A 24,167-nucleotide genomic window follows, 5' to 3' on the forward strand; every position below is an offset into this window, starting at 1 on the left:
GGAGGGGGAACAGAACGGCATGAGCGAGCAGGGCTTCAAACGGTTCCGCCGCCGCGGCGCTCCGGCGGACACCATGCCTTTTGCCGCTGAGGATGGCGGCCGCCAGCCCGCAATGGCGCCTCTCGCGGCCACTGTCTCTGCTGCTGCGGCGTCTGCGCAATTGCCTGCGACCCTGCCAGACCCCTGGGACAGGATCCGCCAGGTGCCATTTGACGCCGCAGCACAGGCACAGGCGCGGCTGCCTTTGGTCAGCCGGTTCCGCGCAGATCCTGCGGCCAAGTCGTTTGACCTGCTGCGCACCCGGCTGTTGCACACGCTGAAGGCCCGCGGCTGGAAACGGGTTGCCCTGACGGCGCCCGCCGCCGGCTGCGGCGCCACCTTTACGGCCGTGAACCTGGCGCTGAGCCTGGCACGGGTGCCGGACAGCCGCACGGTGCTGATGGATATGAACTTCCGCCGCCCCGGTGCCGCGAGGGCCTTGGGAATGACAGCACCTGGGCAACTGGCGGGCTTTTTGTCCGGCCGCGTTCAAATGGAGGATCAGCTGCTGCGCCCGCTGCCCTCGCTGGCTGTCGGGCTGAACAGCGCCGCGGATCAGGACGCCGCCGAAATCCTGCATGGCCGCAGCTGCGCCGGGGTGCTGGAGGACATGATGCTGCGGTTGGGCGCCGATACCGCACTGTTCGACCTGCCGCCGGTGCTGGAGCATGACGACACCGCCGCCTTCCTGCCGCAGGTGGACGGGGTGCTGCTGATTGCAGATGGCACCAGTACTACTGCAGCCCAATTGGCCGCCTGCGAGAAGATGCTGGCGGGCCATACGCAAATGCTGGGTGTGGTTTTGAACCGGGCACGCAAGGCGGACAGCCCGCTGAACTGACGGCCACGCAGCCGGGGGTCATAGTTTTGCCCGGTTGCTGTGGTCAAAAAACGGGCTACGGCGGCCGGCGGGCTGCCTGAAAACATGGATGGCAACCGGCTGGCGAACACCAGCCGCAAGAGAGCAGACAGATGGGGCCGATATACTCGCTTGGCGATTTCCTGGATATGGTGCGGCGCAGGCTGTTCACCATCGCTTGCGTCTTTGTCCTCGGATGTTTGCTGTCGCTCTGGTTTGCCGCCCGGCAACAGCATGAATTTGAAACCGCCGAGGTGCTGCAGGTCACCCAGCCGCAGATCGCCGGTGAACTGGCGAAATCAACGGTCGAAGGCTCTTCTGCCCGGCGGATGCAACTGATCGAACAACGGCTGATGGCGCGCGGCACGGTGCTGGAAATCATCGAAAAATTCGATCTTTACGCGGACATGGCCGCACTGACCCCCTTGCAGAAAGTGGCGCTGCTGCGGGACTCTGTCCGCATCACCGGCGTCGCCGCCGCGCGTGAAGGCTTTGCCGATGACGGCACTATTTCGGTGCTGACCATCACCGCCCGGATGCCCACCGCCGTGCAGGCGCAGCAAGTCGCCAGCGAATTCGGCCGCCGCACCATCGAACTCAGCGTCGCCACCCGCATTGACCAGGCCCGCGAGACCCTCAGCTTCTTTGCCGAAAAGGAGGCCGCACTGGCGGATCAGGTTGCGGCCCTGGAAGACGAAATCGCGGCCTACCGCAATGAAAACGACGTGACCTTGCCCGGCACCATCGAATTCCGCCGGGCCGAAATCGCCACGATGAACGAGGGGCTGCTGGAAATCGCCCGTGAACGCATCGAAATCCGCCGCGCTGCCGATCAGGCCCAGGCCACGGAACGCCCGGCCACGGCTCGCCGGTTGCTGGCGGAGGCGGACCAGCAACTGGCCACGCTGGACGCCCAGGAGCAGCTCTTGTTCCAGCGCAAGACCGGGCTTGAGGCCTCCTTGCAGACCACGCCCGAGGTTGAACGCCGGCTGGGCGCTTATGACCGCCGCCTGGAGCAAGCGCAGGGAGAACTGTCGCAAATGACCGCCCGCCGCAACGAGGCCGAAGTCGGCTTTCGCCTGGAAACCGGCCGTCAGGCCGAGCGGCTGACAGTGATCGAACCCGCACCGCTGCCGGACTTTCCTGTAACCGGCGCCCGCAAGACCAAGGCCCTTTTGGGCGCCGCGGCCAGTGTTATCGCGGCGCTTCTGGCGGCCTTTCTGCAAGAGCTGCGCCACCCGGTTTTGCGCACTGCCGCGCAGATGGAGCGGGAAACCGGCCTGATGCCAGTGGTCTCAATCCCGGTAATGGACGCCCGGCGGCCCCAACGCGGGCTGTCCAGACTGTTCAGGCGCGGGGCCTGAGGTCAGGAAAAGCTCATCGCGGCTGCCATGGCCGTTACAGCATCCCAGTGCCAGAGCAGGGCCGCCCCCCCGGCCGCAAGGGTCAGCAGCCCATAGACCGCATCATGCAGCGGGTTCCAGACATGATGCCTGCGCGCCAGCTGCACCAGCACCGGATAGGCCGCCAGCATCGCCAGCCCCAGCGCCGCAATGCCGCCCGCCAGCCCGAACCAGGCCACCCCGCCCAGGAACATGCCCGTTTGCAAGCAGGCCCGCACAGCCGAAAACACAAAGAACCCGCGGCTGTCGCCTGCTGCCAAGGCTGCCTGATCATAGGTCATGGTGATCACTGCAGGCGCCAGCGCCAGGGCAATCAGCACGATCATCGGCCCCGCTTGCAGGTACCGGTCATCATACAGGAACTGCACCAGCCAGGGGCCGGCCCAGGCCATCGCAATCAGTATCGTCAGGATCCCCGCCGTCAGCCCCATGCGCAGCTGCCGCTGCCGCCGCAGATTCGCCGGCCCTTCCTGTGCGGGCTTGCCGCGGTAAACCGGGATCATCAGCCGCTGGTTCACCGCATGGCCCAGCAGCATCGGAAAACTCGCCAGGAAATAGCCGATGTTGTAGATGCCCAGCACCTCCAGCGGGACAAACTTGCCCAGGATCGCCCGGTCGCCTTGCGAGGTCAGAAACCAGAAGGCGGTCGACAGGAAAATCCACTTGCCGAAATGAATGAGCTCGCCCGCTGCGGCCCGTTCCCAGCGGAATCGGTTTGCAGCACCGGGCAGGCCGTAATAGCACAGCAGCAGCTTGGCCGCCGCCTGGATCACCCCGCCCAGCACCAGCGCGATCACCGACTGGGTGGCCAGTGCCAGCGCAATCATCGCCGCCAGCCCGATGACCTGGCCCGCCAGATCCAGCACCGTGACCCGGCCTGCCAGAAGATGCCGGTGCGCGGTCTCGATCCTTGTCGGGTTGAAGCCGGCAATCGCCAATCCGGCGCCGGCAATGGGCAGATAGATCAGCAGCTCCGGCGCCCCATAAAACTGCGCGGCTGGCCAGGCCAGCAGCACCGTCAATGCCCACAGGCCAAAGCCGCGGATTACCTGAATGGTCCAGGCCGTGTCCAAGAATTCCGGATCATCGCCGCGCGGGCTCTGGGCAATTGATGGCCCGATGCCAACGTCTGAAAACAGCGACAGCCCCACTGTCACCACCGAGACCAGCGCCATCAGGCCAAAGGCCTCGGGAAACAGGAGGCGGGTCAGGATCAGGTTTGAGGCCAGCCGCAAGGCCTGGCTGCCGCCATATCCGATCATCAGCCAGGAGGCTGAGCGCAGAACCCGCGCCATCATCCCCTGACCGGTAAAGAGCGAAGCAACCCGCTGCATATCCGCGCCAATCCCCAAACGTCCGGTTCCGCAGGCTAGGCGGCAGGGCAGGGGGCGTCAATCACAGGGCCGCTTGCAACAGGAATGTGGGATTGAGGGGCGGAAATACTTTAACAATCATCGCCCCTGCAGCCCATTCTCCACATCTGTGCGACAAGCGCAACAGGACGCTGGGCAAGCCGTGCAACCACCGTTAACCTGCCGCAGACCCAAGATTTGCACGGAACCAGCCGCGTTGAAAATTGCCTATGTCCTGAACACTTACCCCCAGCCCTCGCACAGTTTCATCCGGCGTGAGCTGCAGGCGCTGGAACATCAGGGCGTAGAGATCCTGCGCTTGGCAATGCGGCCCTCGGCTGCGGCTTTGGTAGACCCCAAGGATCAGGCCGAGGCCGCGCGCACCAGCTACGTGCTGCAGGCCGGCGCCGGGCGCCTGCTTGCTGCCCTCGCCAGGGAGGCCGCAGCCCCCGCCCGCTTTGCACAAGCGCTGCGGCTGGCGGCGAAATTGGCCCGCGCATCGGACAAGGGCCTCCTGCGGCACCTGATCTACCTGGGTGAGGCTGCCTATGTGAAACAGCGCTGCGCCGTGGCAGGCGTGCAGCATATGCATGCGCATTTCGGCACCAACGCTGCCGCTGTGGCGATGCTGGCCCATGCGCTGGGCGGGCCGGGCTACAGTTTCACCGTGCACGGGCCGGAAGAGTTCGACGCGCCGCAAGCGCTGTCGCTGGGCGACAAGATCAACCGTGCGGCTTTTACTGTGGCTGTCAGCAGCTTTGGCAAAAGCCAGCTGAGCCGCTGGGCCGCTTTCGGTAAGTGGGACAGTCTCAAAGTGGTGCATTGCGGGATTGAGCCGGAACGGTTTGCAGATCCTGCACCGTTGCCGCAGGGGCCGCTGCGGCTGGTGGCGATCGGGCGGTTTGTGGAGCAGAAAGGCCAGATGGTGCTGGTGAAAGCCATGGCACGGCTGGTGCAGGAAATCCCGGACTTGCATCTGTCGCTGGTTGGTGACGGCGGTATGCGGCCTGCGCTGGAGGCCGCAATTGCAGCGCATGGTTTGCAGGGCAGCGTCACCCTGACCGGCTGGCTTGCGGAAACCGAGGTGCAGGCAGAGCTGGCAAACTCCCATGCGCTGGTGATGTCGTCCTTTGCCGAAGGCCTGCCGATGGTGGTGATGGAGGCAATGGCCGCCGCGCGCCCGGTGATCGCGACATTTATCGCAGGCACGCCCGAACTGGTGGTGGCAGGACAAACGGGCTGGCTGCTGCCGGCCGGGGATGAGGACGCCCTGGCACAGGCCGTTCTCACCCTTGCACAGACCCCGCACCAGCAGCTGACCGGCATGGGGCAGGCGGGCCGCAGGCGCGTGCTGAAACGTCATGACAGTGCCGCAGAGGCCGCCAAACTCGCCGCCAATTTCCGCAGGGCCATCGCCGGGTAAAACCGGCGCACTCCCGCCCGGCGCCGCCGCATCTGCAGATGCACCGCTTCCGTTGGGCGTGGCCCGGCGCCAAGGCGCCGGGCCACGCCCAAGGCCGCCAAGAGTGCGCTGGCGCAGCCAGGTCACCCTGCGGGCGCGGGAGCACCACCGGGACAGATCAGCGGCAAAACCCAGGCCTCAGCGGCCGCGGGTCCAGCGGCTGGCTGAAGCAAACAGCGGTGTTTTTGTGGCCAGACCGACCATCGCATAGACCGCAAAACCGGTTGGATCCGACAGCAGCAGCTTCAGCACGGCGCCGGCGCTTGGCGGGATTTTGTCCTCGTTCTGCAGCAGGCCTGGGTATTTGCTTGCCACCTCAGCCACGCCTGCGTTTTGCCGCCGCCGCACCCGGACCAGATTGCGGAAACCCTCCACCATCGGCCAGCTGTAGACAGCCGGCACTTTCACCCGTTCAGACGGTGCAAAATTCAGCCGGGCAAAGATGTCATCGGCGATGATGTCCGGCCAATCCCCCCAGCGCTGCCGTCCTGCACGGGTCATTGCGAATATGCCAAACCCGGGCACGCCGCCGGTGACAAACGGCAGCCGGGTCCAGAGCCGTGCATAGGCACGGGTCACCGCACTGCGCGCCAGTGCCACCTGCGGGCAGCCGCTGGCGTAAAGCGGCACGTCCTGCGACAGTGCTGCGGCAAGTTGCGGAATCAGCGCCGGGCTGACAGCAACATCCGCATCCAGATAGATCAGGATACCGCCGCGGGCTGCCGCATCGCCGGCATTCAGCGCCCCGAGCTTGCCGCCTTCCGGCAACTCCAGAACCCGCAGATCCCAGCCTGCAGGAGGCGGCTGGACCCGCGCCAGCGCGGCGGTCTCATCGCGGCAGCCATTTGCCAGCACCAGAACCTCAGCGGCCATGCCCGCAGGCAGCGGATCCGAGGCAAACACCGCTTGCAGACACCCGGCGATATACTCTGCTTCATCATGGGCCGGGATCAGGACCGAAACACCTCTGGTCACTTCACGGCCTCCAGCGCGTCCCAGCGCGGGTTTTCATCACTTAGAACCCGCAAGGCACCCCAGCTGCCCCACTTACCGGGCACGCCAACATCGGCATAGGCGGTGAACAGACCCCCGCCAAGGGCGCTCCAGCCTGACAGCAGTTCCCGGTACAGCCTGCCCATTTCGGGCGTATAGTTGAAATGGGTGAAGAACCCGGTCAGTGTCTCATCCTCCACCAATGGGCCGATACCGACCACATGGCTGCCGCCTTCATACATGATCAGCTCCAGCCCGTGTTTTTGGGCAACCTGGGCATGGTAGGGCAGCACACGCCCCAGCAAGTCGGTCAATGTATCGGTGCCGTCCCCCGAGATCAGCCCGTCGCGCAACTCCGCTCCGGCCTGGGCAGAGGCTGCATCATATTGATGTTCCTTTGCAAATGCGCTTGCCGCCGGGCCGGTCAGCCCGCGTTCCGCCGCCACCGCCCGGGCCTGCTCCCGGCTGTCGGCGATCCAGGCGCGGACGTGCCCGGCGCGTTCCGGGACGCCTAGGATGCCACCGAAGTACCCCGTCACCGCATAGGCATCGAAATAGGCAGCAGGAGCTTGGCGCCCCGCCTGTTCTGCCTTCCACAGCGGCGCCGTCAGAACCTGCTCTTCCAATCCCAGCCAGCCGGTCTGCGAGGAGATCACCCGCACCAGCCGCTTGCTTTCAGCGCCAAAAATCTGCGTCCAGATCTGCGCAATCTCGGCGGCACGGCCGCCGTAGAACTGCATCCACAACCCATCGCCGCCCCAGCGCGCCTGCGCCTGCGCATCAGCCCAGGCCGCTTGCTGGAACTGCCAGTTCCAAACCTCGTTGGAATACTCCACATAAGCGCGCAGATCCTCATCCAAGCCGCGCTCTGCTGCCCGTGCAAACTGGCGGACATAGGTGTCATCCGCCATATGCGGCATGGTGAACCAGGGATCGGCCCCCAGCGTGTTGGCCAGCGCCAGCATGATCTCGGCCGGAACGCCCTTCAGCGCCCAAGTATATTCAGGAACCCGCGGCCGGTCCTCCCAGCCGGTTTGCTCTGAATCATTGGTGGCCATCCAATCCATGAACCGCAGCGCGGCAAACCCGTCCAGCCGGTCCAGCCACAGGGGGTTGAACAGCGCGCCTTGCTCATGGGCCTCCAGATGCTCTTCCTTTACCACCCGGATGTTGCGCACATAGTCATCGCCGTTCCCGCCGCGCCGCCCTGTCCGCTGGATGCGGATTTCCACCGGACCGGGGCCGGGGGTATAGTCAAACCGCACTTCGCCCTTGCCGTAGCGCACATTCTCCGCCCGACCGGCAGCCTCGACAATGCCCTGGCCGTCGAACCGCAGCACATAGCGGCCCGCCAGCGAGACGGCTTCCGCAGGCAGGTCGGTCAGGATCACCGTGCCGATTGATGTCAGCTCAGGCGGGATTGCGGTGGGCCAGCCTTCCGGGTCCAGATACCCGGCGGCCAGCAGATCCTGGTGGTCCGCACCGCCCCAGCGTTTCGGCAGATGCCCGATCCAGGGGCGCGCCGTTTTGAAATGATCCAGGAACGGCGCCTGGGTGCTCCAGTCGGCAATGGCTGCCAGGTTGATGGCGACGGGTTGCCGGATGGGGCTGGCCATCGGTGCGGTCCTGTCAGCCCTGTCAGCGTCCATCACCGAGTTGAGCGCAGGCAGCGCAGCCTCCCGCGGCAGCGCGGCAGGATCGGGCGGCAAAGCGGCGGTGCGTATATCGGTTCCTTGGGCCGCAGCCCAGGCAATGTCCTGCAGCCGCGCTGCCAGGTCCGGCGGCGGCGCGGGATAGGGCTTGCCCCAGCGGTCGCTCAGCTGATGCGGCAGGCCTGTTGGGTCCTGATCGGTCAGCACCGCATATTGCAGCAGCGCCAGGAAATAAAACCCAGTGGCGTTGGGGTGGATATCATCGGCAAACACATCGCGGATGCTGCTGAGACCGGGCATGGTGCCCGCCAGGATCGCATCCTCCAGCCGCGCCATGGCCTGCCCGGCAGGCAGCAGTTTCACGGTGCCGCCGGTGGCTGTGTTAACCTCATCAACTACCGCTTGCCAGCGCGGCAGGTCCTGGGTGATCCTTTCGCGCCAGGGCACATCCGCCCCCTTGTCAAAGGGCACCTCGGTGCCGGTGCCGCTGTTCAGACTGTGCCAGGTTTCCTGCAGATAAAAATCCACATCCGGGTTCGCGGCCCGGGCCAGCTGGTAAAACCGGGTGACAGCGCCTTCGGTATCACTCCACTTCAGGTGGTTGGCCAGCGGAATGGCTTCGGTCACGATCACCGCATCCGCCGGGCGGCGCAGTCTTTCACGTGAATCAACACCTTCGGCGGTGCTGCTGTGCTGCCAGTTATAGCTGAGCGGTGCGCCATTGATGATCTGCGCCTCTACCGTCGGCCCCGCTGCGGCCTGCCCGCGCGCATTCAAAAGCTGGTCCAGCATCTGCGGGTTGTCCGGCCCGAACAGCGAATGGCCGATCATGACCACGGAGGTAATCAGCGCCTCCAGCTTCATGACGGTGCTCCCACGGTGGCGATACCTGTACGGGGCAGGGCGCGCACCACCTCCCAGACGATCTGCTGCACCCTGGCCGCGGCGTCCGCCGGGAACGCCTGCGCCGGGCTGCCATCGGCGCGGGTCAACTGATGCGGCAGCCCAATGGGCGTACGCTGGTACAGAACCGCGTAATGGGTCAGGGCAACCGCATAGGCCCCCAGATCATTGACATGTATGGTGTCCAATTCCCCTGCCGGCGTGCGGGCAAACAGCGATTCACGTGAAGCCAGGCCAGGGATCTCCCCGGCCACCGCCGCCCGCGCCACCGCCGCCAGCACCTGTCCGCCGGGGATCAGATAGACCGGGTGCTGCGGGTTGCGGCGGCTGTCCGGACCCAGCAGCTTAGTCACCCAAAGCGCCTCAAGATCGCCGTCGATCCGGGCCAGCCAGCCGTCCGGGTCGTCCAGCCTGTGCCAGGTCTCATAGAGATATATACGTGTGCCGGGTGACGCCGCCCGCGCAAGCCCGGCCCAATTCGCGACGTATTCAGCAGCGCCGAAATAGCGGAGAGCATCGCGCAGCTCGACCATCTCGGTCAGCACCACGGTATTATATTCACCAGACCCGACGGCCTCCCGCGCGTCCCGGTAAGCGGGCGGCTGGTTGGCGGTTGCGAAATCGAGGATGTCTTCACCAGGCTCCCAATGCGCCCGCAGCGATGTGCCCGAGCCCAGCTGACTGTTGTACCCATGCCCCGCAGGCGCCAGCTGCGCCAGCATATGCGGCATGTCTGCCCCGACCAGCGAATGCCCCAGGTGAAACACCTTCAAAGATGCTTCAGGCGGCGCCAGCGGCGGCGGAACCGGCACGCCGCGGCTGCGTGTTGCAAAGGCCATCAGCCCCAGAGCCGCACTTAGCGCGCCACAAACCAGAAACCCGCGCCGCCCCATCATCCGCGCCCCCGGATTTCCGCCGTGGTAATGATCAGGCCGGCCCCAACCGCAAAGCGCCCGCCAACCGCCTCGCCGCGTACAAAAGGCGCCCGGGCGGCGGTGAACACGGCCCGGTACGCGGCTGCCGCCAGATCAAACTCCAGCTCCATCCCGTCAAAGCCAAAAAAAGCCCGGCTCAGCGTGTACTGGCATTTATAGGCCGCTTCCTTGGCGGAAAAGATCACCTTGGCCATCTGTCCGGGATTATCCTGCCGTTTCAGCCAGGCCTGTTCCCGCTCCGAGCAGATTGCAGGCAGCAGTTCGTCCTTCAGCGGCGTGTCCTCTTCCACGTCGATCCCCAGACCCTGAACGTCGCCCTCATGGGCCAGCACGGCCATGGCGCAGCTCTTGGTATGGGTGATTGAACCAACCAGCCCCTTGGGCCAGACCGGTGCCCGGTCGCGGCCCACGGGCACAGGAGCAGGCGCCAGCCCAAGCTGCTGCATCGCCTGATGCGCGGCACTGCGGCCCGCGGCAAATTCGGTGCGCCGTTTGGCGACCGCATTCGGCGACAGCCCCGCGGCTTCCTCTGCCAGCGGTGCGGGCGGGGCAGCCAGCGGATCCGCCCCGGCCAGCGCCACATCGGCGGCAAAAAGCGGCCGGACCAGTGCCAGCCGCTCTGCCAGTTTGTTTTCGGCTTCTGTCATCCGGTCCTTGCTCTGCGGTTTGCACGCATGGCCCGCCGTTTCGACATGGTGCCGGCGCGGTCGGGTCCTTCGCTGTCCTGCGGCTGTTGTTCCGCATTTGCAGGTGTGCCTGCAAGCCCTTCGATATGGGCCGCCAGACCGGCCAGCGTCGGGAAGCGGAAGATATCCGTGATCGACAGGCTCGCAGTCCCCAGTGCCTCGCCCAGTTCGTCGCGCAATTCCCGGTGCGCCTGCACCGCCAGCAGCGAATGGCCGCCAAGCGCAAAGAAGTTGTCCTGCGCACCAATGCCGCTGATGCCCAGAATGCGGCTCCAGACGGTTGCGATCCTGGCTTGCGCGCCTGCATCCAGCGCAACAACCGCAGGGGCATCGGCCCGTGCCGGCTGCGGGTCAGGCAGCGCGTTGCGGTCGATTTTCTTGTTTGGTGTCAGCGGGAAGGCCTCCAGCGTGACGATCCGCGCGGGGACCATCGCCTCGGCCAGTCTGGCCGCCAAAGCTTGTTTCACAAGGTTCTCGTCAACAGGTGCAGCGGCGGTGACATAACCTGTCAGTTGCTCGCTGCCGGCATCGCCGCGCGGCACTACTACAGCCCCCGTCACACCGGGGAAGGCGGCCATTGCGGCTTCGATCTCGCCCAGCTCAATCCGCTGGCCGCGGATCTTAACCTGATGGTCGGTGCGGCCCAGAAAGGCCAGCGTGCCGCCTGCTGTCCAGCGCACCAGATCCCCGGTGCGGTAAAGCGGGGTATCAGCGAACGCTGTGTTTACGAACCGTTCAGAGGTCAGCTCTTCCCGCTGCCAGTAGCCGACTGTGACACCCGCGCCACCGATATACAATTCACCGGGCGTCCCCGCGGGGACAGGCATCTGTTTTTCGTCCAGAACGTAAACCTGCGTATTGGCAATCGGCGTGCCGATCCCGGTTGTCCCCGCCGGGACAGCCGTGACTTTCTCCACCGTCGACCAGATCGTCGTCTCGGTCGGGCCGTACATGTTGTGGATCTCCGCGCAGGTTGCCTCGCGCAGCGCTTGCACCAGATCCCCGGGCAGCGCCTCGCCCCCCACCAGCAGATGCTGCAATTGTGCCAAACAGGTGCCGGCGTCTTTATCCGCGGCAATCATCCGTGCCATCGACGGGGTGCACTGCATATGGCTGACGCCGTGGCGTACAATCTGTGCAGCCAGCGAGAAGTCATCCGCCGCCAGCTCCTGCGGTGCGTTGGACAGGCGCAGCACTTCGGCCAGCGGCCTTAGCCCCTCCAGTACCACATCCGGTGCGATGCCATAGTCGATCAGGCAGGCAATCTCATCCACACCGATGCGCTTCAGCTGCTCGACCCGCTGGCAGGCGTCTTGAATGGTGCCGAACAGGCCGGAGTCCTCAAAATACCGCTCGAAAGCGAAGTCGAGGATCGCTTCCAGCTCCTCCTCCGACAGCGATCCCAGATCCATCTCGAACGGGTTCTTTACACCTTCGGGTTTCTTGAAGGCCGGGAAGGCCCAGGCATATTGCTTGATCAGCCCGGCGGCCGAGCGCAGGTAGTTCTTCATCGGCTCGCGCGCCACTTGGCGGGCTTCCTCGCGGGTGGCTGCCAGATAGCTGTGCAGCATCAGGGTGACCTTGAAATCCGCAGGGTTATGGCCGACATCGCGCAAAGCGTCATGATAGATACGGATTTTGCCCGCGACCTCGTCGATGCTTTGGCCCAAGAGATGGGTCAGCACGTTTGCCCCGATCGCCCCGGCCTCGCGCCAGGTCTCGGGGTTGCCCGCGGTGGTGACCCAGACCGGCAGTTCGGCTGAGACTGGACGGGGCTGGGTGACCACGCGATGATCGCTGCCATCCTTGCGGGCAAAGGCAACCTCCTCGCCGCGCCAGAGTTTGCGCACGGTTTCAATGCTCTCAAACAAGGCAGGTTTGTTTGCAGGCGGCGTGTTTTCGGGCCGCAGGATAAAATCATCCGGCTGCCAGCCTGAGGCAAAGCCGATCCCGGCGCGGCCTGCTGTCAGGTTGTCGATCACCGCCCATTCCTCGGCGATCCGCGCGGAATGGTGCAAGGGGGCCACACAGGAGCCGGCCCGCACGCCGATGTTTTGCGTCACCGCTGCCACCGCAGCACCCGTTACCGACGGGTTCGGATAGGGGCCGCCAAAAGCGTGGAAATGCCGTTCCGGCGTCCAGACCGCGTTGAAACCGTGGCTATCGGCAAACTTGGCGCCTTCCAGCAGCAGGTGGTATTTCTGCGGCCCCGGCCCATCATCATTGCCCCAGTAGAACAGGTTGAAATCCATCTTGCGGTCGCTGAGGGCCACAGGCCCCTTGGACAGTTCCAGCCGGCTTTCGTCGCTGGACAAGACCAGCTTCAGCCCGCGCGACAGGGTCCAGAACAGCTCCAGCACCGAGATGTCAAAGCTAAGGCTGGTCACCGCCAGCCAGGCATCGCCGGGCTGATGCGGGATGCGCTGATCCATGCCAGCAAAGAAGTTCGCGACATTGGCATGGGTGACCATCACCCCCTTGGGCAGGCCGGTGGAACCGGAGGTATAGGTCAGATAGGCCAGATCACTGCTGGCCGCACCGCCATTGATGGTATCTTCGGCTGTCCCCGCGGGGACGGTTTCGATTTCCAGCACTTGCGCGGCTGAGGCGGGCAGGGCGCTGGCCAGTGCGGATTGCGTCACGATCACCTGCGCCTGGCTGTCGCTGATATAGTGCGCAATCCGGTCTGCAGGATAGGCCGGGTCGAGCGGCACAAAGGCGCCGCCGGCCTTCATCACGCCCAAGGCGGCAAACACCAGCTCGGGCGCGCGGCGGATATGGATGCCTGCATGTGCACCCGGTTTCACGCCCATTTCACGCAGGCGTGCGGCCACGGCATTGGCGCGGGCGTTGACCTCGGCATAGGTGAAGCTTTGGTCCTCGAACACCAGTGCAGCGGCGTCCGGGGTGCTGGCTGCCTGGGCCTCGAAAGCGGCGTGAATGGTCAGATCTGCGGAATAGTCCGCGGCGGTCTGATTCCAATCCTCCAGCAGCAGCTTGCGCTCGGCTTCGGGCAGGATGGGGAGGGTTGCGACCTCTTGGTCCGCGTCACCGGCGAGGGCGCCCAGCACCAGTGCCAGCCGCGCGGCCAGCAATTCTGCGGTCTGTTCGTCCAGCTGGGCGTTGTCCGTGTGCAGCGCCAGTGCGCCATCGCAGAAAACGACGGTGGCGGCGCAGCCTGAAACCGGGCCGTCCCAGTCCAGAGACAGGCCTATGGCTGGTTGGGAAAAGGAAGAAATTTCCGGTGCGCGCGCGACCAAGTCCTCGGCAAAACCGCCGTATTTCCGTGCTTTTTCAATGCCCTGAATTGCTTTCGCCTGGAGGCCGGACACGGTCTGTTCCCGCCGCGCCTGCAGCGGAACCCAATCGGATATCAGCCCTGGAACCGCGTTCATACCGGCGATGGACAGCGCCACATCAGCGGATTTCTCGCCGCTGCTGAGCAAGGCCCAGATCAGCACCCCGGCGGCGGCCTGTTCTTCGCTGAGGGGGGCAGGCATGGCGATCTTCCGGCGGGTTATCCCTGCGCCGCCGGTATCTGTGGCAAGCGGTACCTGGACTGGCTGCATCGCGGCAAGCGCCTTGCGCCAGTGGCTTTCGCCGCCCTGCGCAGCGGCCATCTGAGCGGTGAGGGTCCCGGCGTCCTCCCCGGACAGCGCCGGCAGCACATCGCCGGCTTTGACCAGCCCGGTTGCGTCCAGCGGTTTGCCTGCCGGCGTGGTCAGCCGCGACAGCATCAGCGCGCCGTCCGCGGTGGCGATTGTCACGCTGTCTTTGCGGACGTCAAGCACTGTGCCGGGGGCGCCGGAGCCTACTGCTGGTTCCGCGGCCCCGGTGAGAGCGACCTGCCCGCCAATCCGCAATTTGGCGGCGCACAGCGGGTTCCAGTATCCGCCGGTGTCCAAGGCACGGACCAGCCGCGCCAGTTCGGCGGCGGGGCGGGAGACGTCCAGCAGCCCCCCTGCGGCGGGGCGGTCGGATTTGGCGAACACGCGGCGCTGGCTCAGGTCTTGAGGCTGGCGGTTCAGATCGCCGGTTTCCAGCTGCGCCATCACCTCGCCAAAGCTGTCCATCGCGGCGGCGTAGCATTTGGAATTCAGGCTGAACGCGGTTTCATCCGCCGCCACATCGAACAGCCGCTGGGCCAGGATGTCGCCCTCATCGACGCCGCTGTCCATCAGGTGCCAGGTGATGCCATGCTGTGTTTCGCCATTGATCAGTGCCCAGTTCGGGGTGTTAAGGCCCGCGTAATGGGGCAGGGGGCCGTCGTGAAAGTTCACCGCGCCTTTGGCGGCCTGCGCCAGAACCTTGTCAGGGATCACTGTCAGGTTGGCGATTGACAGCAGCCAGTCGAACCCGCCTTGCAGCTGCTGCTGGGTGTCCAGCAGGGGCAGGCCCTTGCCATCGGCCCAGCTGCCGATATCGGGGTCTTGCGACACCACGGCCCGGATCTGATGGCCGCGTGCCAGCAGCGCCTCGGCGCAGCCGATCAGAAGGGATTCATTGCCAATCAGGGCACATGTGAAGGACGTCATTTCTGCTCCTTTGCGATCGGAGAGGGCGCGCGTGTTTCTTTTGATGGGTTTGGCCGCGGTGCAAATGCCGCACGCAGGCTGTACAGGACCAGATCGCGCAGGAAATGCGGCGGATCCGCCTGTGGTTTATCCGAGGTCAGGCGGCGCAACCCATAGATCAGGCTGCCGGTGATCCGTGCCAGCGTGGCGGCGGCGGCGTAGGCATGCCCGTGGTGTTTCACGAAGTAATGCCGCCGCGAGTCGAACCAGTATTGCGGCGTGCGCTGCCAGGCCTTCATGCCGGTGGACGCCGACCCCACGTGGGCGATTTCGCTGGTTGGCACATAGTGGGTGCGCCAGCCCGCACGGGCGGCGCGGCGGCAGAGGTCGGTTTCCTCAAAATACAGAAAGAAGGTCTCGTCGAAACCGCCAACGGCCTCGATGACTTCGCGGCGGATCATCAGGCTGGCGCCGGCGGTCCAGTCAACCTGCAGCTCGTCCTGCGGCATGTCCATGGCGACCACCCAGGGTTTCAGCAGCCGGGTGAAAATGCCGGTGCGCACGCTGGCCTCGAACTCACCCGCTATGGAGGGGAAGCGGAAGGCGGTGCGATGCGGCACACCGTCGGTGCCGCGCACGTATGAGCCTGCCAGACCGGCGCCGGGACGCTCCAGCAGGAAGTCGCGCAGGGTACGGATGGTGCTGCCCTGCACAAAGGCGTCGGAGTTCAGCAGGTAGTAGAATTCCGGCGCGCTGCCGTCCGATAGGCCGGTCTTCAGCCCCAGGTTCATGCCCGCACCAAAGCCGCCGTTCACTGGCGAGGCGATTACCCGGAGCCGTCCGCTGCCAAGCCAGCCGCGTTTGTCTGCTTCGGCGCGGATCTGATCATAGGAGCCGTCGCCGGATCCATTGTCGATGATCAGCAGCCCGCCCGGCAAGTCCTCCATTTCGCGCAGTGCGGCCTCGGCGGCCTGCAGGGTCATCTCCGGCGTGCGGTAGTTGAGGAGGATGGTGAGGATGCGTTGCGGGTTCATGGGCGTCACTCCGCGGCCGTGGCATAGCGGGGCCGGCCTGCCGCCGCATCGGCGGCGTCGAGCCGGGCTTTGACGCCGGCGGCCAGCACGCTGACATTCGGCACCAGAACCATGCTGTCGTGATCGCCCGGCACTTCGGCCACCTCTGTTTGCGCAGCCCATCGGGTCCAGTCGTTGTCATCAAACACATATTCGCGCGCGGTGCTGACCCAATTGCCGCCGCTGACCTGCCATTTGCGGTCCAGCGGCGGGCGGAACAGGGTGAACGGGCCGGTCCATGGGCGCAGGGGGTAGGTTTCAACGGCGGTGCGGAAGGCCAGCTCAATCTTGCGGTTGTTGAATTCGGGCAGGGTGCCGGTCTCAACCGGGGCGGCGCGGCGTTTCTCAACCTCCCAGGCGATGCGGTTTCTAGCCCATTCGCCAATGTAGACGGCCCCTTTGCTGCGCAGTTCTGCCAGTTTGATCAGTGCCTTGTCGCGGCGGCTGATCGGCGGGCGGACGGGCAGGGGCGTATCCAGCAGGATCAGCGCGGCGGTTTCCTGGCCCTGATCCTTCAACTGCTGTGCCATCTCATAGGCGGTGATGCCGCCGCCGGAAAAGCCGCCCAGAAGATAGGGGCCCTCGGGCTGGATCCGGCGGATTTCATCCAGACAGCTTCGGGCTGCGTCCTCAATCCGGCTGTGCGGGGCGTCATTGCCGACCAGCCCTTTGGCCTGCAGTCCATAGACCGGGCGGTCCTTCCCCACGAGCAGGGCCAGTTGGCGCAGGTTCAGAACGTTGCCGAACATTCCCGCCACCAGGAAGAACGGCCGCCGCCCGGTACCGTCGCCCGGATGCAGCGGCACCAGATGGGTGAAGGATGGCGTGTCCTCTGCAGCTGCGGCAGGTGCTCCTGGTTCCGCAGCAACGCCGCCGCCGGTGCGGTCTATGATCCGTTCTGCCAGCGCGGCGACGCTGGGGGCCTCGAACAGCACCGACAGGGGGAATTCCACACCAAAGCCGCGCTTCACCTGGGCAAACAGCCGCACCGCAATCAGGGAATGGCCGCCGAGGTCAAAGAAACTGTCCTCGATCCCCACTTGCGACACCCCAAGGAGGGCGGCAAAGAGGCCGGCCAGTTCCTCCTCTACCGGGTTGCGGGGGGCGGCATAATCAGTATCCAATTGCGGGCGTTCAAACGTCTGCGCCTCCTGGGCGGGGGCGGCTGTCTGCCCTGCCTGTGCGATCAGTGCGGGCAGGTCCAGAGAGGATACCACCACCTGCGGCAGACCGGTGGCTAGGGCGCGGGCCAGCGCCTCGCCGCCTTCTGCGGATTTGATGCCGTTGGCGATGTTCAGCTGCAGGCGCCGTTCCTCGAGAGACAGGGGATGCGTGCCGGCGGCAGGTTCCAGGCCCAGCTCTGCGGCGGTGGCGTCGGCTTGCCCTTCGGCTGCTGCGGCGTCGAACCCGCCGGTCAGGCGCTGCATCCGGAAGCCTTCGATCCGGACCAGCACAGTGCCGTTCGGATCGGTCAGCGTGATATCAAAACCGGCAGAGCTGCCATCCGGCGCATCCGCCAGCCGCACATGGCTGCAGATGCTGGAGGTGAGCGGGGCAAAGATCCGGATCAGGTGGTAGGACACCGGCACCCAAAGCGCGCTGGCGTCATAACCGGGGATCAGACCCATCGCCCAGCCGGTGGCCAGGTCCAGCAGGCCGGGATGCAGCAGACAGCCGTCCTGCGCCGCGATGTCCGGCAGTGAGAGAGTGGCGAGGCCTTCGCCATTGCCCAGTGCCGCGCACCTTAGCACATGCCAGCGCGGACCAAAGCGCAGATGCGCCTCCTGCGCGGAGCGCAAGCGCCCGTTGATTGGCGCCTGCTCCTCCGGGCATCGGGTGAAAATCTTCTGGAGGTTGAGTGCGACGGGGCGTTCTGCCGCCGCCGCTGAGGCCAGCATAGCCTGACAATTTAGAGAGTAACCATTTGTACATGCCGAGTAAACAAACAGTTCATAACCATTTTCATTAGCTTCGAGTTTTACCGCAAGCTTTGCCGGGGCTTCATTTTCTGCAACCAGGGGGCGCATGAAGTACAGGTCGCGGATTTCAACCGGCCCTTCAAAACCGGTTTCTGATAGCGCTTCTGCCGCCATTTCGATGTAGCCGGTGCCGGGCACCAGGGCGGTGCCATCGGCGGTCCGGTGTTCGTCCAGCAGCCAATCAGCGGTTTCAAAGCGCGGTGTGAAGATGCGGTTGCCAGCCGTGTCATTGCCGCATTGCTGTAACAGCGGCTGGGGACAGGGGGCCATCGTGCCGGCAGCGGTGGCGCCGTTGCGGCTGGCCATGGCGTCGGCGGCCATGCCGGTATCGGACCAGACACCCCAATCGACGGCCATCACACGGGTAAGGCCGCCGGTGCGGTGCTTGGCCCAGGCGTTGAGGAATTCATTGGCGGCAATGTAATCCACTTGGCCCGCAGGCCGGGTCACGGCGGAGGAGGAGGAAAACAATATCATCAGCTCCAGGCTGCCATCGGGGAAGACCGCATCAAGCGCGCGCAGCCCGCTGACCTTGGGGGCCAGCACCAGGGCAATCTGGTTCTCGTCTTTGGCCAGCAGCGGGCCGTCATCGATGACACCGGCGCCGTGGATCACGCCGGTGACGGGACCAAAGGCAGCTTCGCCTTGCGCGCGGGCGCGGCGCAGCTCGCCGCTGTTGCAGACGTCGGCGGCCAGCGGCAGGATCCGGCCCTTGCCGGTCTCCTCAAGCGCCATCACCGCGCGGATGCGCAAAGCGGTGCGGTTGGCCGGGCTGTGGCTGCGCAAGTAGCGCTCCCAGGCGGCGCGCGGGGGCAGTCCTTCGCGGGAGATCAGCGAGATTTTGGCGCCGTATTCGCGCATCAGATGGCCTGCGATGGTCAGGCCGATACCGCCATAGCCGCCGGTTATCAGGTAATGGCCGCCCTGTTTGAACGGCGGCGTTTCCGGCGCGGGCAGCGGCAGCGGGCGCCACGTGAGTTCATACCGCTTTTCACCGCGCCAGGCGGCGGAGGTATTCGCGGGGTCCGCCATCAGCTCTTCCAGCAGGCGCGGGGTAATGTCTGCTTGTGCCGGTTTGCGGCGTGCAAACAGCGCCTTGGGCGGCTTTGGCAGTTCGATGTCGATGGCGGCGCAGGTAACGCCGGGCAGTTCACGCGGGATCACCCCCAGCGGCCCCGCGATCATCGCCTTTTCGGGATAGGGCAGCGCTTCGCTGCGGACCTGTGCTGCGCCGGTGGTGAAGACGTTGATATGCAGTGGGCCGGGCAGATCGGCATTACCCAGTTCCTGCGCCAATGCGGTGAGGGAGTGAAAGCCCATCTCCAGATTGCGGTCAAAGAAGGAGGAGCCGGGGCGATAGGTTTCTTCCCCGGTCACCAGCCAGAAATGGGCGATGCGGTCCGGCAGCAGCCCGGCGCCTGCCAAGTCTGCCAGCAATGCGCCATAGGCGGCGCGGCCCTGTTCCGGCGGCAGGATGTATGAGGCCGGGGACAGTTGCGCATAAGTGTCGCCAGCGCGGACGCGGGTGACGCTGTGGCCTGCGGCCTGCAGCTGGTCTGCCGCACGGGTGGCGTGGCCTGTTTCATCCTCGAAAATCAGCCAGTTGTGCGGTGCCTGGTCCAGTTCATGTTCCACGTCCAGGGTGCAATCGGCGAACCTGGGCCGCCAAGCGGGGCGGTAGCCCCAATCGGCCAGATCTTCATGCCGGGCCGGGGGCGTGTCTTCTTCAACCGCAGGCTTGCCGGGTTCGATGAAATAGCGGCTGCGCTGAAAGGCGTAACCGGGCAGGGGCAGGCGGTTGCGCCGTGCCTCGCCCCAGATCTGCTGCCAGTCGGCCTCAACCCCGCAGGCCCAAAGCTGGCCGATGACGCCGAAGAAGTAGCTGTCATCCATCACGTCCTGATCCGGGTGGCGCAGCGAGCTGAGCACCTGGCCCGGCTGCACGGCAGGCGACATTTGCGCCAGCGCGCTGAGGGCTTTGCCGGGGCCGGCCTCAAGGAACACACGGTTCGGGGTTTTGGCGAGGGTTTCAATGCAATCGGCATAGCGCACGGTGTTGCGCAACTGGCCAACCCAGTAATCGGCGCTGGTGGCCTGTTCCGCAGTCAGCGCAGCACCGGTGCGGTTGGAGATCACCGGCAGGTTCGGCGCCGACAGGGTCAGCGAGCGGATGAAATCGCCATATTGCTGCAGGATTCCGTCCAGCATGCGCGAATGGGCGGCAATGTCGATTGGGATGCGCTGGTGTTCGACCTCGCGCGCGGTCAGGTCGGCGGACAACCGGTCCAGCGCGTCTTGCGGGCCGGAAACGGCAGTCAGCGCGGGCGCGTTGACGCTGGCAATGTCCAGATCATCGCCGATGATCGCCTCAACCTCGGCCAGCGGCAGGGCGATAGACAGCATGCCGCCCGCGGGAACGGTATCAAACAGCCGTCCGCGCAGCAGGACCAGATCAATGCAATCCTCGAAACGCATAACGCCGGCCAGGCAGGCGGCAGTGTTTTCGCCCATCGAATGGCCCGCAAGTGCTGCCGGTTTGACGCCCCAGCTGATCCACAGCTGCGCCAGCGCGTATTCGACGATCATGATCAGCGGCAGCTGAACAGAGGGCCGCTGCAGCTGGGCGTTGGCGGCATCTTCCGCGCCCTCTTCGGGCAGCCAGATGGCGCGGATGTCGTAATCCAGGTTCTGTTGCAAGTGGTCCAGCCCGCGGTCCATCCAATCGGCAAAGACCGGCTCGGTCTCGTACAGGTCGCGGGCCATGCCGGCATATTGCGCGCCGCCGCCGGGGAACAGGAAGACCACCTCGGGCGCGTCGCCGAGGCGGTCATGGGTGAAGACCTTGCGCGGGTCGTTTTCCGTCAGAAGATCAGCCGCTTCGGCGGCGGTTTCCGCCACTAGAACGCGGCGTTTGGCAAAGCCGCGGCGGCCTTCTTTCAGCGTATAGGCCACGTCGGCCAGATCGGCCTCGGGGTTGGCGTGGAGATACTCGGCGAGTGTCTGGGTATTAGCGTCCAGCGCGGCCTTTGACTGTCCTGAGATGCACAAGATCTGGAACGGAAAATCGCTTTCTTCCGAGGCTGCGCGATCTGGCGCTTCCTCCAGGATCACATGGGCGTTGGTGCCGCCGACGCCGAGCGAGTTGATGCCGGCGCGGCGCGGCCCCTTGTGGGGCTGCCACGGCGTGAGGGCGGCGTTCACGCGGAACGGCGAGCTGTCGAAATCTATTGCCGGGTTCGGCGTCTCAAACCCCAAAGAGGGCGGGATTTCCCTGTGGTGCAGCGCCAGGGCCGTTTTAGTCAGGCTGGCAACCCCCGCTGCGGTGTCCAGATGGCCAATGTTGGTCTTGACCGAGCCGATGCGGCAATAGCCGTTGTCCGGCGTGGTGGCGCGGTAGGCGTCGGTCAGGGCTGTGACCTCAATCGGGTCGCCCAGATAGGTGCCGGTGCCGTGGCATTCGACGTAATCTATGGTCTCCGCCGGGGTGCCTGCGGCCTGCAGTGCGGCCTGTACCGCCGCCGACTGGCCGCCGACCGAGGGCGCCAGGTAGCCGGCCTTGTCTGCACCGTCGTTATTGATGGCGGAGCCTTTGATGACAGCCCAGATGTGGTCGCCGTCGGCGATGGCATCCTCCAGCCGCCGCAACGCCACGGCACCGGCGCCAGAGCCGAATACGGTGCCTTGCGCCCGGTGATCAAAGGCATGGCAATGGCCGTCCGGGGACAGGATTTCGTTTTCCTTGTACAGGTAGCCGCGGCCCTGCGGCAGCTCGATGGTGACACCGCCTGCCAGCGCCATATCGCATTCGCCTTCCCGCAGGGCTTTGCAGGCGTAATGCACCGCAACCAGCGAGGTGGAGCAGGCGGTCTGCACGTTGACCGAGGGCCCGTGCAGGTCGAACACATGGCTGACGCGGGTCGATAGGAAGTCTTTGTCGTTGCCGGTATGGCGCAGCAGGAACATGCCCACATCGTCCACAAGGGCCGGGTTTGAGCAGATGTTGAAGTAGAAATAGCTGCCCATGCCGCAGCCTGCATAAACGCCGATGGGGCCAGCGATGCTTTCGGGTGGGTGGCCCGCGTTTTCCATCGCACCCCAGGCCACTTCCAGGAATTTGCGGTGCTGGGGGTCGAGGATGGCGGCTTCCTTGGGGCTGAAGCCAAAGAACTCGGCGTCGAATTCATCAAACCCCCGCAGCCGGGCTGAGGCAGGCACATAGTCCGGGTCGGCCAGCACAGACGCCCGTTCGCCGTTTGCCAGCAGGGTGTCGCGGTCCAGAACTTCAATCGATTCAATGCCGTCGCGCAGGTTCTGCCAGAAAGCGTCAGCAGAATTTGCGCCGGGGACTGTCACTGACAACCCGACAATTGCTATATCTCCGGCAGCGCCCCCCGCTGCGGGTTTCCCATCCTGCATCGCCAATACCTGACCCACTGGCCCCTTAAAAACAGTCCGGCACAACGATGCCAGACTGCTTTGCAGAGCTGGCAAGTGCCCGCCGGACGGGTTGGTTTATGGTGCCGGAGTTCTCCCCGGCGGGTTATCCCGGCCTTGCAGCACCAGATCCCCATCTGTGCTGCAACCCGGAGTCAATCATTTCATTTTCGTCAATCCATAGGGCCAGCCTGTGGACGCAATGTGTTGAATTGGGCCTGAAAAGCGGAAAGATTGCGGCATCACAGAATACTTCGCTTCTCCGGCCCGGCGGTGTCAGGCATCAGCGCTTGCGCCCCGCCGAACAGGGCAGGTTTCCTGCTGAACAGGTTCGGGTAGAGCAACCGCTCAGCGTAGCCCAGCACCGAGCCGGCGCACATCCAGGTGATCGGGATCAGAGTCGCGTTGAGCAGCATATCCACCATGGTTGCGGCCAGGATGAGGGCAATCGGCGCGGCAAACGGCGAGACACTGCCCTGCGGCGCGTGCCGCGCGGCCTGTGCCAGCAGAACCAGCGGCGCTGCCAGCAAGCCCATCTCAGCGATGTATCCGAGCCAGCCGAAGGTGCCGAACACAATGATCCAGCGCCCGTCCGGGATTGACAGGATCTGCCCGGTCTCGGCGTGGCGCACCAGGTTGCGGCCCCAGCCGCCCCAGCCGAACCAGGGTTTTTCCGCAGCCTGCGCCAGCAGCTGTGTCTCGTTCTCAAACCGGTAGTTCAGCGATTGCGCGCGTTCGGCGCTGATTGCCTCGGCCTGCGCCACCAGCGCTTCGGTCGGCACCAGCCCGGTGTTGCGCAGCATCGGATAGACCACTGCGATCAGCGCCAGCAGCAGCGCGGCCCGCAGCTGCCAGCGCAGGGGCGCCAGCGCCACCACAGGCGTGAAGGCCAGCGCATAGGCCAGCGAGGCGAGGCTCTTGCAGAGTACCAGAACGGTAAACAGATATACCGCAGCCAGGATCAGGCGAAGCCTTTGGCCGGTTGCGGCCGTGCGGGCCAGGGCTGTGGCGGCCAGCAGCGCCGACAGCATGAAAAACGCCAGCCACAGCGCATGCGGCAGGAATACGATGGGGCGGAAGCCGCCCTGGCGGATCATCTGGCTGAAATCATGCTGGAAGAAGCCGTAGATCCAGACGTTCATCTGCGGGCTGAGCCGGATTTCAATCAGCGACGGGACGGTATAGGCTAGCCCGCCGATCATCAGCGCCAGCAGCAGCTCGCGCTGCGCTTCGGGGGTAGAGAGGTAACGCCGCGCCAGCAGAAAAGGTATCAGCACGATCATCTGGTTGATGATCACGGATCCCAGGTCGCGCCAGCGCAGTCCCGGCAGCTGATCGGTCAGAAATATGATCGGATCGGAATTGGCGATCCTGCGGAACAGGATCGGCTCGCCATTGGTCAGCACTGTGGGGATGACGCCGAACACAAACAAAAGCGCCAGAACCCGCACCGCAGGATGGCGCGGCAGCAGCGGCACCGGCCTGTGCAGCAGCAGCAGGCACAACAGGAACGCCACCACCGAAGGAATGGCGAATTTGTCCATATCCGGCACCAGCGGCAGGTCGAACTCGGCCAGCGGCGGCAGCAGCAGATAGCCTGCGATGATGCACCACAGGATTGCCCGCTCCAGCGGCAGGCGCCGGAACAGGACCAGGCTGGCCAGCGGCCAAGCCAGCAGCATCAGATAGGCCAAAGCGTTGGGCAAAGCCTTCGTGCCCCCTCAATTCCCCGGATTTGCATCAAAGTTTACCGGTTGCGGACGTCCCTGTCCCGCGGATTTGCAAGAAGAGGTAAACAGCGTGCAGCTTTGCCACGCTCAGGGAGCAGCGGATGCGGGTCTGCTGGCCTGGCCGCCGTGCCGGCGGTATGAGGAGATGGCATT

At 65.1% G+C, this 24,167-nt stretch carries 12 protein-coding genes; 3 read left to right on the plus strand and 9 right to left on the minus strand.

Features of this window, described 5'->3' with window-relative positions; translation table 11 throughout:
* Window positions 1-19 precede the first annotated feature (19 nt).
* Window positions 20-880, plus strand: coding sequence for a CpsD/CapB family tyrosine-protein kinase (locus tag K3557_RS02880; protein WP_311198487.1), 861 nt, complete (start codon window positions 20-22; stop codon window positions 878-880).
* 131 nt (window positions 881-1,011) lie between these two features.
* Window positions 1,012-2,262: a DUF874 domain-containing protein gene (locus K3557_RS02885; protein WP_259997547.1), complete on the plus strand. Its 1,251-nt coding sequence runs from the start codon at window positions 1,012-1,014 to the stop codon at window positions 2,260-2,262.
* A gap of 2 nt (window positions 2,263-2,264) precedes the next feature.
* Here the strand turns inward: K3557_RS02885 and K3557_RS02890 are convergent, their stop codons facing one another.
* Window positions 2,265-3,635, minus strand: coding sequence for an oligosaccharide flippase family protein (locus K3557_RS02890; RefSeq protein WP_259997549.1), 1,371 nt, complete (start codon window positions 3,633-3,635; stop codon window positions 2,265-2,267).
* Between the two features lie 235 nt (window positions 3,636-3,870).
* Between K3557_RS02890 and K3557_RS02895 the strand changes: the two genes are divergently transcribed.
* Complete coding sequence (locus K3557_RS02895) at window positions 3,871-5,076, plus strand: glycosyltransferase (RefSeq protein WP_259997551.1); 1,206 nt, start codon at window positions 3,871-3,873, stop codon at window positions 5,074-5,076.
* 177 nt (window positions 5,077-5,253) lie between these two features.
* On the opposite strand, the gene K3557_RS02900 is transcribed toward K3557_RS02895, so the two are convergent.
* The 8 genes from K3557_RS02900 to K3557_RS02935 all read right to left on the minus strand — a co-directional run bounded on the left by K3557_RS02900 (window position 5,254) and on the right by K3557_RS02935 (window position 23,990).
* Complete coding sequence (locus K3557_RS02900; protein ID WP_259997553.1) at window positions 5,254-6,090, minus strand: glycosyltransferase; 837 nt, start codon at window positions 6,088-6,090, stop codon at window positions 5,254-5,256.
* On the minus strand, window positions 6,087-8,624 hold the full coding sequence (locus K3557_RS02905) for a hypothetical protein (protein WP_259997555.1): 2,538 nt from the start codon (window positions 8,622-8,624) through the stop codon (window positions 6,087-6,089). Before K3557_RS02905 ends, K3557_RS02900 begins: the two co-directional genes overlap by 4 nt.
* Window positions 8,621-9,502 (minus strand): hypothetical protein, encoded by an 882-nt coding sequence (locus K3557_RS02910; RefSeq protein ID WP_259997557.1) that lies wholly within the window; start codon window positions 9,500-9,502, stop codon window positions 8,621-8,623. The genes K3557_RS02905 and K3557_RS02910 overlap by 4 nt, the downstream gene beginning before the upstream one ends.
* 53 nt (window positions 9,503-9,555) lie before the next feature.
* The gene (locus K3557_RS02915) at window positions 9,556-10,245 is read right to left on the minus strand and encodes a 4'-phosphopantetheinyl transferase (protein WP_259997559.1); all 690 of its coding nucleotides are present in this window, start codon (window positions 10,243-10,245) and stop codon (window positions 9,556-9,558) included.
* Window positions 10,242-14,819 carry a MupA/Atu3671 family FMN-dependent luciferase-like monooxygenase gene (locus tag K3557_RS02920; protein ID WP_259997560.1) on the minus strand — a complete coding sequence of 1,526 codons (4,578 nt, stop codon included), beginning with the start codon at window positions 14,817-14,819 and terminating at the stop codon, window positions 10,242-10,244. Before K3557_RS02920 ends, K3557_RS02915 begins: the two co-directional genes overlap by 4 nt.
* The gene (locus K3557_RS02925; RefSeq protein ID WP_259997561.1) at window positions 14,816-15,832 is read right to left on the minus strand and encodes a glycosyltransferase family 2 protein; all 1,017 of its coding nucleotides are present in this window, start codon (window positions 15,830-15,832) and stop codon (window positions 14,816-14,818) included. Before K3557_RS02925 ends, K3557_RS02920 begins: the two co-directional genes overlap by 4 nt.
* A 5-nt stretch (window positions 15,833-15,837) precedes the next feature.
* Window positions 15,838-22,266, minus strand: a complete 6,429-nt coding sequence (locus K3557_RS02930) for a type I polyketide synthase (RefSeq protein ID WP_259999529.1) — start codon at window positions 22,264-22,266, stop codon at window positions 15,838-15,840.
* 260 nt (window positions 22,267-22,526) lie between these two features.
* Window positions 22,527-23,990, minus strand: a complete 1,464-nt coding sequence (locus K3557_RS02935) for a hypothetical protein (protein ID WP_259997562.1) — start codon at window positions 23,988-23,990, stop codon at window positions 22,527-22,529.
* Window positions 23,991-24,167: the final 177 nt, after the last annotated feature.

It is taken from the genome of Leisingera sp. M523 (genome assembly GCF_025141335.1).
Classification (GTDB): Bacteria; Pseudomonadota; Alphaproteobacteria; order Rhodobacterales; family Rhodobacteraceae; genus Leisingera.